The organism is Bartonella sp. CL434QHHD (assembly GCF_042195145.1).
Classification (GTDB): Bacteria; Pseudomonadota; Alphaproteobacteria; order Rhizobiales; family Rhizobiaceae; genus Bartonella.
Window position 1 is genome coordinate 282,501 of the sequence record NZ_JBHINT010000034.1, and the last position, 12,537, is coordinate 295,037.

Here is a 12,537-nt window from a genome sequence, read left to right on the forward strand (position 1 = left end):
TTTATGCGTTTTTTTTCTTATCATCAGGGTGTGCTCCACGCTGAAGGTCTTTCGCTTTTGGAACTTGCGCGGAAAGTTGAAACACCTTTTTATTGTTATTCAGCTAGCGCAATCGTTGCACATTTTAAAGATTATCAGAATGCATTTCATGATATGCCGAGTTTAATTGCTTATGCGGTTAAAGCGAATTCCAATCAAGCGGTTTTACAACTTTTAGCTAACAATGGAGCGGGAGCTGATGTGGTCTCAGAAGGGGAATTACGGCGTGCACTTGCTGTTGGTATTCCTGCACAGAATATTGTTTATTCTGGTGTTGGTAAAACAGTGAAAGAAATAGATTTTGCTCTTGCACAAGATATTTATTGTTTTAACGTTGAATCAGAGCCAGAACTTGAACAATTATCGGCGCGGGCTGCTGCGCTTTCAAAAACGGCTCGTATTTCTTTACGTATTAATCCTGATGTGGATGCTAAGACTCACAAGAAAATTACAACAGGTAAGTCTGAGAATAAATTTGGTATTCCACTGTCTTTGGCGGGTGATGCATATAAAAAAGCAGCCCAATTGCCCGGTCTTCATGTGTGTGGTGTTGATCTCCATATTGGCAGTCAAATTTGTGATTTAAAACCGTTTGAAGATGCATTTGTTATTGTTGCAGATTTTGTGCGTCAATTATGGAATAATGGTTATGCGATAACCCATATCGATATTGGGGGCGGGCTTGGTATTTCTTATGGTTATGAGCAGCATCCAGTACCTTCTCCTTTTGAGTATGCAGCACTGGTAAAGAAACATATTGCGCCTTTAGGGATCAATATTATCTTAGAACCTGGGCGTAGTATTGTTGGTGAGGCTGGTGTGTTGGTGACATCGGTTGTGTATTTAAAAAAGGGGGAAGGACGAAATTTTGTTATTGTTGATGCGGCGATGAATGATTTCATGCGTCCAACGCTTTATGATGCGTGGCAAAATGTAATGCCAGTGAAAAAAACACCAGTAGATGCCCCTCTGATTAATGCTGATATTGTGGGTCCTATTTGTGAAACTGGTGATTATTTAGGCTTGGAACGTTCTTTACCAGTGTTGAAAGCGGGTGATGTTTTGATGTTAACAGGAGCAGGGGCTTATGGCGCAGTGATGGCAAGCACTTATAATAGTCGACTTTTGGTGCCGGAAGTTTTGGTTCAGGATACGCGTTATGCAGTCATTCGTCCACGCCTTGATTATGCACAATTGATAGGATGTGATCATATTCCAGATTGGATTGAGCCCAAATTAGATTGAGCATTATTAAATATTTTGGGTCTTATTTTTACTAAACTTTGATGAAACAATTTATTTTCTAGAAATTGTTTTGTATGGGGTTTATGATCTTAATGCACCACGATAAAAGGGGATAAATGCTTGTTTATGAAAAATAAAAACATCAAAGGTTTTGCAATGAAGCTTTTGTGTGTGCGCATTTTGATGTGGGGGATCCTTTCATTTGAACGGATGTGGGTACGGTTGTTGCCATTTTTCCTCGTTCTTAGTCTCTTTTGTTCGTTTAGCTGGTTGGGACTTTTTGGCATTTTGGGCTATTGGTCACATTTGCTCTTACTTGGGGTTATACTTGTTTGTGCTGGGGCAAGTTTGTTTTTTCTTATTCGTTTTCGGTTTCCCACAATGCGGGAAGTAAATTGCCGCCTTGAACGCGTCAATGATCTTAGACACCAGCCTTTGAATATTCAGACAGATCGTTTATGTTCTGAAAATGATGAAGATTTTAGTGCTGTTATTTGGCGTGAACATCAACGCCGAATGGCAAAGCAATTATACCATTTAAAAACTGGATTTATCTCTCTTAATAGTGCGGATTATGATCCTTTGGCTTTGAGGGCTTTGTGTGCTCTTCTTTTTGTGTGCGCTTTTAGTTTTTCTTTTGGTTCACAAGGGGGGCGTTTGGCTGATGCCTTTGATTTTCGTCCTGTCGTTGATGAAAAACTCATGCGGATTGATGCTTGGGTAACACCCCCAGCTTATACCGGTGTGGCACCGATTTATTTGACAAAAGATGAGAAAACACAACTAGAAATCCCTGAAGGGAGTAATGTTGTTGTGCGTGTTGTCAATGGAGCTGGTATTACAGTAAAAGCAAAGTCTGTAGAAGATGGGAGGGAAGTTTCGTTTTCAGAGAAAACGGAACAAACAGCTTTGAATGATCCAATCGTTCATTTTGAAACACATTTAAAGCATTCAATAAATTTATTTGTATCATCACGTCGTAAAAAACAGCAGTGGCATTTGCAGATAATTAAGGACAAGCTTCCGACAATTCATTGGCTGGAAAAACCAGGGAGGATTTTAACGGGATCGTTGGAGTTACGATATGTGGTGGATGATGATTATGGTGTGACAAAGGCTTTTGTTGAAATAGAGCCTTTTCTTCCTCAGAATAAAAGTGCTTCTTCTCTTTATAATGCTCCGGAAATAGAGCTTCTTCTTCCGCGTGGTGGAAAGGGGAAAATGCGAATGGTGCAGGATATATCAGCGCATCCATGGGCAGGTTCGCAAGTCAAAATTACTTTGGTGGCAGAAGATGGTGCGGGGCAGAAAGGGCGTAGCAAAACTTTTGTTATGATATTACCACAGCGTGTTTTTTCGAATCCTGTTGCACGCGCAGTGGTTGAATTGCGTCGTCTATTAGCGCTTGATGCTTCTGTGAAAGAGCGTGTATTGGATATGCTTTCTGCTTTGCTTGTGCGTCCAGAAAAGGGGTTGCAAAATGCATCGCATTTTATTGTTCTACAAAGTGCGTGGACAAGACTTTCTTTAGCACAAACAGACGAGGATTTGCGCGATGTGGTGGATTATTTATGGCAAATTGCTTTGGGTATTGAAGATAATCAGCTTGAATCCGTGCAAAAAAAGTTAAAACAAGCACAAGCTGCTTTACGTGATGCACTGCGTTACGGTGCTTCAGCGGCAGAAATTGAACGGCTTATGGCAGATTTACGTCAAGCTATGGATGAGTATATTCGTGCTTTGGCTGAAAAAGCACCGGATAGTCAAGTTTCTAAAAATTCTAAAAGCTCAAAAAGTCCTAATCTTTCTGAATCTACATTACAAGAAAAACTAAATTTAATTGAGGAAATGGCTAAAACGGGCTCTTCTTTAGCAGCTGAACAACTCTTGGCGGAAGTTGAACAGACGCTTGATCATTTGCATGTGCAAAAAGGCAATCAAAATGAGGGAGAAAAAAGCCAATCTGCACAAATGAAAGAAAAGATGGACCAGCTTGGAGATTTAATGCGTCGTCAGCAAGAAATTCTCAATGAAACACATCAGTTAGAGATGGAACAAAAACGCGGAGAAGATGTGCCAGAAACACAAAAAAAATCTTTAAAAAAACGTCAAGCTGAATTGCAGTCTGAATTATCAACATTAGAAAAAGAATTATCAGAACAAGGATTTGAAACAGGGGGCGCGTTGAAAAGGGCAGAAGAAAAAATGAATTCTGCGGAAAATGCTCTTGATAATGGAAATCATCAGGTATCTATACAAAATCAGTCTGATGCTTTGGAATCTTTGAGGCAAGGTGCACAAAATGTTTTGAAAAAAATGCGCGAAACACTCAAAGAAACGGGAGATGATCAAAATGCTGATTCTGGTCCTAAAGATCCGTTAGGACGTCCACTTTCTTCAAAAACAGATGAAGAACAAGAAGGCGAGGCACTACCACAAGAAAGTGATCAAATGCGTACACGGCAGATTTTGGATGAAATTCGCAAACGTCTTGGTAAAGAGCATCTTTCAGAAGAAGAAAAAAACTATCTTGAAAGATTGCTTCATTTTAATTAACCAATGTTGGCTTTTTTCTTAATTGATGTCAAAAACAGTGTATGAAGAACCTCTATGGAGTTCATCTCCCAAAAAATGATTAAAGTGCTTGTAAGGCAATAATTATCCTGCTGTACTGATTTTTTGATCATTTAAGTTTAAAATATGAAATATTAAAATGTTCGCTATTGCGGAAAAAGAGCAGAAGTCCATATAAGTTTGGTATATGAAAATCTGTAATGTTTGAAATTTGTTTCTACATGGTATGTTGAGTTGGATATCGTTACGCTGAAAGATTTTTATGCTTCTGCACTTGGGCTGCGTGTGCAAAAGACGCTGTGTGACCAATTGAATTTATGGTGGCCTGATCTTACGGATAAACGGATTATGGGGTTGGGTTATGCGCTTCCTTATCTTTCTACATTGCGTGAACGTGCCCAACAATGTTTTGCTTTTATGCCAGCTTCTCAGGGTGCTTCGCCTTGGCCTTGTGCTGAGCAAGTTGCTACAGCGCTTGTTTTTGAAGAAGATTTGCCACTTCCTGATGCGTCAGTTGACTGTATTTTATTGGTACATGCATTAGAATATACAGAAAATTCGTTTGAAACGTTGAATGAAATATGGCGTGTTTTAGCACCCAATGGCCACTTGATCGTTATTGTACCTAATCGCTCTGGCTTTTGGGCGCGCAATATTACTACGCCCTTTGGTTATGGCGAACCCTATAGTCGGCAACAAATTACTCGTTTGTTTGAAAAAACAAATTTTGTTTCTGGGCCAATACAAGAAATTGTACATTATATGCCCTCTACGGGTTATGTTTCGCGGTTGTTCTCATTTTTTTATGAGCCATTTGCACGCTATCTTTTGCCTTATTTTGGTGGACTCTTAATGTGTCAGGCACAAAAACGTGTTTATCAGGGTTTGCTCGTACAGCGTCGTCAGTCGCGACGTATTTTTATTCCTGCGTTATCACCACAAGTGCGAAATATTTTAATTTATAAAGATAATTAATCATTTTGCCTTTGGCATAAGAACCGCAAATATAGAAGGATTCTCTTATTTCAATTTTTTGCATTTACAATTAAAAAATATTCTTTTGTACATTATATGTGGAATTGGCATGTGAATAAAAAATCTCAAGTATCTATATACTGAACCATATTTCATGAATAGTGGAAACATTTTAAAAGAAAAAATGCTGGTATCTTCGTAAGCATAAAAATAGCAGAGTCCAAGGGATCTTGCATAATATGGTTCATGGTGGTTAAAAACTGTACAAGGAAGGATTAAAATGCTTCTTATGAACCATCTCTCAAGTGTCAAGGGCTCCTCTGCAACATTGAAATCTAACAAAGTGTGTGATGGTGCCGGCTTGTTCTTTTATAAGGGTAAAGATGGTGGTGCTCAGTGGCTTTATCGTTAGGATAAACATTTAGCGTTATATCATTAATTATACAACCTCTTAAGAGGAGATAAAATCATAAAGAATGGAGGAAAACTATAAAGATAAAAAACATCTCTCAATTTAGGCTAGTGAATATGAGATAAAGCATTGCGTGGAGCGGTTTTTCTGAAAAAAATAATCATAAATAGCACTCATCTAAAGATGATAGTTATGATCAAGAATGTTGCTAAAAGATATCACGATTATTTATATGCGGAACATATTAAAAATTTTAGAAAGAACAAAAGTATGTGAAACAGAAGTTACAAAGTATATCGTGAGGTTTGAAAGCATTTTTGTTTCTGGTTCTCATGTTGAATATTTCGTTTTTTATTCATAATGTTATATATTTTGTTATAAGAGTACAGATAAGAGTAAGTTTTATGTAATAGCATTTGAATTATACGCGAAGTTTTTTTCATCTCGTTTCTGTTTTCATTTAGGATATTAAAATTATTTTTGAAACAGTAAATCTCGAATTAAAGATTTAAACGGTAACCATTTTGATCTGTCATGAGAATTTGTGCATTGGAGGGATCGTTTTCGATTTTTTGTCGCAAACGATAGATATGGGTTTCTAAAGTATGGGTGATAATATTTTCATTATATCCCCAAACTTGTTCTAACAATGTTTCACGGCTGACAATTTTATCATTGGCATAATAGAGACATTTAAGGATCGCTGCTTCTTTTTCTGTGAGACAGATTTTATTGTTGCATTGATCAAGAAGAAGTTTTTGTCTTAGTTTAAAAGTATAGGGACCAATATGAAAGGTTGCGTCTTCATTTTGTTCATATTGGCGCAACTGTGCTCGAATTCTCGCTAATAACACCGCAAAGCGAAAGGGTTTTGTCACATAATCATTGGCGCCTGTTTCAAGATCTAAAATATTATCGCAGTCTGTATCATAATTCGTTATCATGATAATGGGGGCACGAAATCCTTGGGAGCGTAATTGTTTAACTGCTTTGCAACCATCAAGATCAGGAAGTTGAAGTCCCAAAATAGTGAGATCAATATTTTCTTCTTGGATTATTTTCATTCCCGCTTCTGCTGTTTTTGCTTGGAAAATTTTAAACTCTTGATGCATTTGCAATTGTTCTACTAAAATGGGGCGTAGATCATCATCTTCAACGATTAAAAGAGTATAGTGGTTCATGTTGTTCCTTATAGGCATGTTGATGCACTGATTGGTATAGTTTCATGAAAAATGAGATTTCATGCAAGAAAAATTAAAAGAGAAAAATTAAAAAAGAGCGTTTCTAAAAAATAAACTTTTATAATTTCTAATGGTTGCTTGCTGAAAAGAAGGTATTCCGTCTGCAGAGTATTTTACGTATTGGTTGGAAGCGTTTTTTATGTTCTAGAACGTGTTTTAGCTATTGAGTGTCATCATCTTTACGCTTTATGGAGAAACAAGCTAGCACTATCATTCACTTTGCCAGCTCGTGGGTGTTGCGGATAGTCCTTGGCACTTGAGACGATTCATAGGAGGAATTTTTAGTCCTTTCTTTCACGGTTTTTATCCATATGGGACTTTCTCCGCTTGTAATGTGCAAGCAAATAGCTTTTGATTGATTCAATATAAACAGGTTGGGAATGAGAGAATCCTGCGGCATGAGGCGCACTCGTCCAACATGCAAAACAATGAACACGCAATATGATGCGTTTTTTAAGCGTGAAGAGAATTGTGCAACACCTAGCACATATGCACTGTTTAGGAGAACTTCACGATCGTTTTTATTGTTTTTATCCACGTTCAGTTTTGTTTTTTTGTTGCATTTGTGTGTGAAGGGGGCTGTGTGTTATGTTCGTGGTGGTGCTTATTATAATCGTTGAGCAAGCTTTGCCTTTAGCAATGCCGAAAAGATGCATCATAAAGAGGTTTTTTGTGTAATTTGGAAGGAGACTGTATTGAGAAAGAGTGCAGGATAAAAAATATCATATTTATGCATTTAGCATAAGAATACCTCAACAGAAGGATGTGTTGAGCTTATTCTTCTGCGCTATGAAGCATCTTTTTATATGAGTTAATGAATAAAAAATTATTGTTTTAAGATAAAAGCATTTCCTCCTTAAGGTTGCCCATCAAACAGACTTCTTTCCATTCATCTTCTGTTACGGGTTGCACTGATAAGCGGCTGGCTTTGACCAGCACCATATTTGCTAGTTTGGGATTGGCTTTAATTTGTTTTAATGAAACAGGTGTTGGCATGTCACAAAGTGCACGGATGTCCACACATTCCCAGCGTGGATCAGAGCTTGTAGAATCAGGGTGCGCTTCAGCACATATTTCTACAATTCCTACAATTTCTAAACCTTTATTTGAATGATAAAAAAAACCTTTATCGCCATATTTCATAGCGCGCATATTATTACGGGCTTGATAATTGCGTACACCATCCCATTGTTCGCCATTAACTCCTTTTTTCTTTTGCATCTCCCATGACCATTTATGGGGTTCAGATTTAAAAAGCCAATAAGCCATGAGTTCTCCTTTTTCATAGACTGTTATGTATTTTTATAAGTATCTTTGTAATACCATCAACGATGATTTTTAAAATGGGGTAAAGAACGGCTATTATCTGTGTTTTCTTGTTTCAAAATAGAGAGACGCGCTCCATTGATATTTCATGTTGTATAAAGGTATTTTGCTCTTTTCTTATCTTTTCAGCTATGGTTTGAAATGCGGTCACTATAAGAGTTTTTGGGAAAAAATGAAGAAAATTGGTTCTAAAAAGCTTTAAGATTACAATGATAATGAAACGAATGAATGGTCAAAGATGAAGAGGTCAACGAATGGCATTCATATCTATGCTTCGTGGGAGAGAGTAGAGCTTATTATGCTGTAAAATACCGTCATTTGAAATGTAATGATATAAGGCAGTTTTTTGAAACATGAAGGTTTTCAGAATATGTGGTGAATATTTAGGTTTACGTGTCGAGCTTTGGGTTAAGTGAATTGTGTGAATGGGAAGCAGGTTGGAATCTGCTCGATAGAGAATTCGGGCTATCTATAAACCGGATTGAGTAGAAATCTTCGTTCTTTAAGGTGTGTGTGGGACGTCAATTTTATTATGCTTTTGTTCCACGGCGTCCCATCCCGATCAAGGGCGCGGCTTTTTCATCTAATGGCCAGCGTGAGCGGGGTGCAATGTCAAGAGAGCTTGTTTCTCCTCGTGCGAGTTTTTGTGCACCGGCAAAAGCAATCATTGCAGCATTATCGGTACACAAGGAAAGAGGAGGGGCTATAAATTCAAAACCATGTTGATGGGCAAGTTCTTGCAACGTAGAGCGAATGGCTTGGTTTGCGGCAACACCGCCTGCGACAACCAAAGCAGGAGAACGCTTTTCTTGATCATGAGAGAGAGGATATTGGTGGGTAAAGTGTTGTAGGGCTAGGTGAATACGATCATGTACTGTATCGGTCACAGCGGCTTGAAAACTTGCGGCAATGTCAGCAATATCATTTTCTGTAAGGGGAGCTATGGCTGTTGCGGCTTGTCGAACAGCAGTTTTGAGTCCTGAAAAAGAAAAGTCTAACCGTTTTTCACCTTTTAAAGGTCGTGGAAGAGGGATGCGATTTTTATCACCAAATAAAGCTGCTTTTTCAAGTGCTGGTCCACCAGGATAAGGAAGACCTAAAAGTTTTGCAGTTTTATCAAAGGCTTCTCCTAATGCATCATCAATGGTGGTTCCTAAACGTTGGTAGTTGCCTACTCCATGAACAATGATTGTTTGTGTATGACCTCCTGAAACTAAAAGTAATAAATAAGGAAAGCTGACGTTGTGCGTTAACACAGCTGTTAAAGCATGTCCCTCTAAGTGATTTACCGCAATAAATGGTTTGCCAGTGGCAAGAGAGAGTGCTTTTGCGCTCATAACGCCTACCAACAATCCTCCTATCAAACCAGGACCACTGGTGGCTGCAATGCCATCAATATCTTTTAATTTTGTATTTGCTTCTGTTAGTGCTTGCAGAATTAAATGATCAAGAACTTCAACATGGGCACGAGCAGCAATTTCAGGAACAACACCGCCGTAAGGTGCATGGTGATCAATTTGACTCCAAACAACATTGGAAAGAATTCGGCTGTTTGATTCATTGTTATATTCAATGACAGCCGCTGCCGTTTCATCACAACTTGTTTCTATTCCCAGCAGACGCATTTTAAACAAAACCTTATATTGAAGCTTCTTTCTTGCGTGCGTACCATGAACAGAAAAAGATGGAAAGTATTTCTCTTAGAATTGATTTTTCTATGAAAAATATGTGTTTTGGCATTTTCTTTGAATTTTATGATATCGTTGATTAAAAAATAAAGCTGTATTTTCGAGTATAAAATGCAAATGTTTTTTTAAAAACTTGTCTATTAAAGGCGATAATTGTAAATATTATTGAGAAAAGCTGCGTTTTTAAAACTTTTTTCATTTTATTATTTTATCATTAAAAAAAGTGTGCACGAAAAGTGACAGAGATGGTCGATTCTTCAAAACCAAAAGTTAAACCACATTATGCTGGTACGCGCCGTAAGAAACCAGTTATTGAACATGAAGCTGTTCCCCATGATTCAGAGGAAAAAATCCACAATTCTGTAGAATCTCATGCGCGAGAAAAACAGAATATGCAAGGTCAGGATAAAAGTCCCTCTAGTACAACTTGGCTTTTCTTATCCCTTTCTGGGATTTTGGGAGGATTCATTGCTTTGGGAATTTTTATGGGGCTTCAATGGGCTGGTTTTTTTCCTTCTCCTTTTGTGGAAAATTCTGCTGGAGGAGAAAAAGCTTTGCAGATTGCTGAAGCCGCAAAAAGTCAAGGTGAAGACACAAAGGAACAATTGAGGCGGGTCTTTCAAGAAATCGATGCGTTAAAAACAGAGTTGTCTTCTTTTTCATCACAACAGTTTAAAACAACGAAAAATGATGAACTATCGAAAGAAGAAAGCAAAAAAGCTTTTGCGATTTTAGAGGAAAAAGTAAAAGCTCTTGAAGAAATTGTACAAACTTTTGTTAGAAAGTCGAAAGAGATAGAGACGGCTTTGTCTGTTGGGCAGAGCAATGCAAATGATCTTGCTGCGTTAAAACAACAGTTAGAAGCACTACAGGAAGAAACTGCTGTTAAAAATAGTAAGAAAAAAGAAATAGATACCGCGCTCTTTACTGCAATTAGTTCATTAAAAAATGCTGTAGAGCGTGGTGGATCTTATAATAATGAATTAAAGCTATTACAACAATTATCGCCTTCAATTAATGGACTTGATGTGTTGCAAAAAACAGCTACTGTGGGTCTTCCAAGTTCAGCACAACTTTCAGTTGATTTTGCTCATGTTGCCGATGCAATTGTTGGTACGCAAAATCTTGTTGCGTCAGATGCTGGTTTTTTTGACCGAATTTTAGCGTGGATAAAAGGGCTCATTGTTTCGCGACCGATTGGAAATGTTGAAGGGACAACGCTGGAGGCTATTGCGGCACGCATGGAAGTTGCCATTCAAGCTGGTGATTACGAAAAGGCTTTGAGCGAATGGCAATCATTGCCTCAAAGTGCAAAAGATGTTTCAATGGATTTTGTTAAGCAGCTTGAAAGACATATTGCTATTCAACAGTTGTTGCAGCAATTGTTATTGTCTGTGCAACAAGGATCTTTTAAAGCAACAAAGATGTAAATAGGCCCAAGATGATACGTGTTTTTATTTATATTTTTGTTGTTTGTATCCTCGGTTTAGCTTTCACGTGGGTTGCTAATCACAATGGTATTTTTGTTCTCACATTTTTGCATTTCAGATTTTCTGCTTCATTTCTTACAGTGTTAAGTGTGCTTATTTTGTTTTTTATAACGCTGGTGCTTTTATGGTGGTTATTATCTTTCTTTTTTTCCATACCGAGTGCTCTTTCCAATTATTTTTATAAACGCCACCAAAAGCGTGGTTACGAAGCTCTTTCAAAGGGGATTCTTGCAACTTTTGCTGGTGATAGTATGGTTGCGCAAAAAATGGAAGCACGGGTTGCTAAATATCTTGCAGGAAAACGAGAGCCATTGGTAAAACTCTTACAAGCGCAAACCTTGTCTTTACAAAATGACTCTGTTCGCGCCATCGGTCTTTATGAGGAGATGAGAAAGGAAGATCCGACAAAACTGGTTGGACTTTATGGTTTGTTTCGTGAAGCAATGAAGAGTAAAGCTTATGAGGCAGCGCAACAATATGCCGAAGAGGCACTGACCTTATCGCCAGCACTTTTATGGGCGCATAAGGCGGTGCTTGATCGGTTAAGTGCTGAAGGTAAATGGGATAAGGCACTTACTGTTTTTGAAAGAACGCAAAAAGCTCTCCCGCGTTCTGCTCGCGCGACTCCAGAGCGGCAGCATATACAGGTTTTACTACTAAGTGGGCAGGCACTTTCTTTGTTTGATACACATCCTGTACAAGCACGTGAAGCTATTTTGAAAGCCCATAAATTGGCGCCTGATTTTGTTCCAATAATAGTTATTGCTGCTGATATTCTTTATAAGTTAAATGAAACGCGTAAAGCGGATAAAATGATTATAGCGGCTTGGCAAAAGAATCCTCATCCTGATTTGGGGACGCTTTATCTTGAAAGAGAAGAAGGAGCCATTGGGCGATTGAAAAGGGCTAAGACACTTGCTTCTTATAATAAAGATGCATTTGAGTCGGCTTTTCTTATTGCTAAAGCAGCTTTGGATGCTGGTGAAACAGCATTAGCAAGAGAGAAGGCACAAAAAGCATTACAATATCATCCACGGGAAAGTGTTTATTTATTGTTGGCAGATATTGAAGAGGCACAGGGAAACAATCAAGGTGCTGTGCGTCAATGGCTTTCTTTAGCACTTCGTGCTGAACGTGATCCAGTATGGATGTGTGATGGGTCCATTTTTTCTTCTTGGTCAGCGGTTTCTCCAATCAGTGGACGTTTGGGCTGTTTTGAATGGAAGGCGCCTCCCTGTATGCCTTCTCTCACATTAGAGGCGGACAATATTGTGCCGAAAAAGCAAGACAAAGAGTATGTTATGGGAAAAAGTGATGATGTTGAAGATAAGAAGCTTGAAAAATTAACACCTATAGATAATTCTCTTTTGCATAATGCGCAGGTGGAGAAACAAGATATAAAAGAACAAGATGTAAAAATGTTCAGTCAAATTCATTTAAATGTTGATGATCCAGGGGTTAAAACAGAAGAAGACACATCTTTATCGAGGAAAAAGTTTCGTTTATTTTAAATTGCACCAATGTGATAATACGAATGTTTTCTCAGA

At 38.1% G+C, this 12,537-nt stretch carries 9 protein-coding genes; 6 read left to right on the plus strand and 3 right to left on the minus strand.

Annotation, left to right across the window (positions count from 1 at the left end; all coding sequences use genetic code 11):
* The first annotated feature begins 3 nt into the window (after window positions 1-3).
* The 4 genes from lysA to ACFILN_RS06025 all read left to right on the plus strand — a co-directional run bounded on the left by lysA (window position 4) and on the right by ACFILN_RS06025 (window position 5,245).
* Complete coding sequence (lysA, locus tag ACFILN_RS06010; RefSeq protein ID WP_375659812.1) at window positions 4-1,284, plus strand: diaminopimelate decarboxylase; 1,281 nt, start codon at window positions 4-6, stop codon at window positions 1,282-1,284.
* A 126-nt stretch (window positions 1,285-1,410) separates the two neighbouring features.
* The gene (locus ACFILN_RS06015; protein WP_375671079.1) at window positions 1,411-3,840 is read left to right on the plus strand and encodes a TIGR02302 family protein; all 2,430 of its coding nucleotides are present in this window, start codon (window positions 1,411-1,413) and stop codon (window positions 3,838-3,840) included.
* A gap of 222 nt (window positions 3,841-4,062) precedes the next feature.
* Window positions 4,063-4,833 carry a class I SAM-dependent methyltransferase gene (locus tag ACFILN_RS06020; RefSeq protein WP_273790085.1) on the plus strand — a complete coding sequence of 257 codons (771 nt, stop codon included), beginning with the start codon at window positions 4,063-4,065 and terminating at the stop codon, window positions 4,831-4,833.
* A gap of 280 nt (window positions 4,834-5,113) precedes the next feature.
* Window positions 5,114-5,245, plus strand: a complete 132-nt coding sequence (locus ACFILN_RS06025; RefSeq protein WP_375630682.1) for a DUF4102 domain-containing protein — start codon at window positions 5,114-5,116, stop codon at window positions 5,243-5,245.
* A 500-nt stretch (window positions 5,246-5,745) separates the two neighbouring features.
* Here the strand turns inward: ACFILN_RS06025 and ACFILN_RS06030 are convergent, their stop codons facing one another.
* The 3 genes from ACFILN_RS06030 to tsaD form a co-directional block, all read right to left on the minus strand.
* Complete coding sequence (locus ACFILN_RS06030; protein WP_375664027.1) at window positions 5,746-6,426, minus strand: response regulator transcription factor; 681 nt, start codon at window positions 6,424-6,426, stop codon at window positions 5,746-5,748.
* Window positions 6,427-7,320: 894 nt separating this feature from the next.
* Complete coding sequence (locus ACFILN_RS06035; protein ID WP_273790082.1) at window positions 7,321-7,755, minus strand: EVE domain-containing protein; 435 nt, start codon at window positions 7,753-7,755, stop codon at window positions 7,321-7,323.
* 587 nt (window positions 7,756-8,342) lie between these two features.
* Window positions 8,343-9,437: a tRNA (adenosine(37)-N6)-threonylcarbamoyltransferase complex transferase subunit TsaD gene (gene tsaD / locus ACFILN_RS06040; protein ID WP_375637323.1), complete on the minus strand. Its 1,095-nt coding sequence runs from the start codon at window positions 9,435-9,437 to the stop codon at window positions 8,343-8,345.
* A 308-nt stretch (window positions 9,438-9,745) separates the two neighbouring features.
* On the opposite strand from tsaD, the gene ACFILN_RS06045 reads away from it, so the two are divergent.
* Entirely contained in the window at window positions 9,746-10,930 is a 1,185-nt protein-coding gene (locus ACFILN_RS06045; protein ID WP_375663351.1) for a COG4223 family protein, read from the plus strand.
* An 11-nt stretch (window positions 10,931-10,941) separates the two neighbouring features.
* Complete coding sequence (locus ACFILN_RS06050) at window positions 10,942-12,501, plus strand: heme biosynthesis protein HemY (protein ID WP_375671081.1); 1,560 nt, start codon at window positions 10,942-10,944, stop codon at window positions 12,499-12,501.
* Window positions 12,502-12,537 lie beyond the last annotated feature (36 nt).

Excerpts from the sequence above, each read along its gene's own strand:
- ACFILN_RS06050 (WP_375671081.1), top strand. The coding sequence starts at position 10,942 with ATGATACGTGTTTTTATTTATATTTTTGTTGTTTGTATCCTCGGTTTA.
- ACFILN_RS06045 (WP_375663351.1), top strand. The coding sequence starts at position 9,746 with ATGGTCGATTCTTCAAAACCAAAAGTTAAACCACATTATGCTGGTACG.
- ACFILN_RS06025 (WP_375630682.1), top strand. The coding sequence starts at position 5,114 with ATGCTTCTTATGAACCATCTCTCAAGTGTCAAGGGCTCCTCTGCAACA.
- ACFILN_RS06030 (WP_375664027.1), bottom strand. The coding sequence starts at position 6,426 with ATGAACCACTATACTCTTTTAATCGTTGAAGATGATGATCTACGCCCC.
- lysA (WP_375659812.1), top strand. The coding sequence starts at position 4 with ATGCGTTTTTTTTCTTATCATCAGGGTGTGCTCCACGCTGAAGGTCTT.
- ACFILN_RS06035 (WP_273790082.1), bottom strand. The coding sequence starts at position 7,755 with ATGGCTTATTGGCTTTTTAAATCTGAACCCCATAAATGGTCATGGGAG.
- ACFILN_RS06015 (WP_375671079.1), top strand. The coding sequence starts at position 1,411 with ATGAAAAATAAAAACATCAAAGGTTTTGCAATGAAGCTTTTGTGTGTG.
- tsaD (WP_375637323.1), bottom strand. The coding sequence starts at position 9,437 with ATGCGTCTGCTGGGAATAGAAACAAGTTGTGATGAAACGGCAGCGGCT.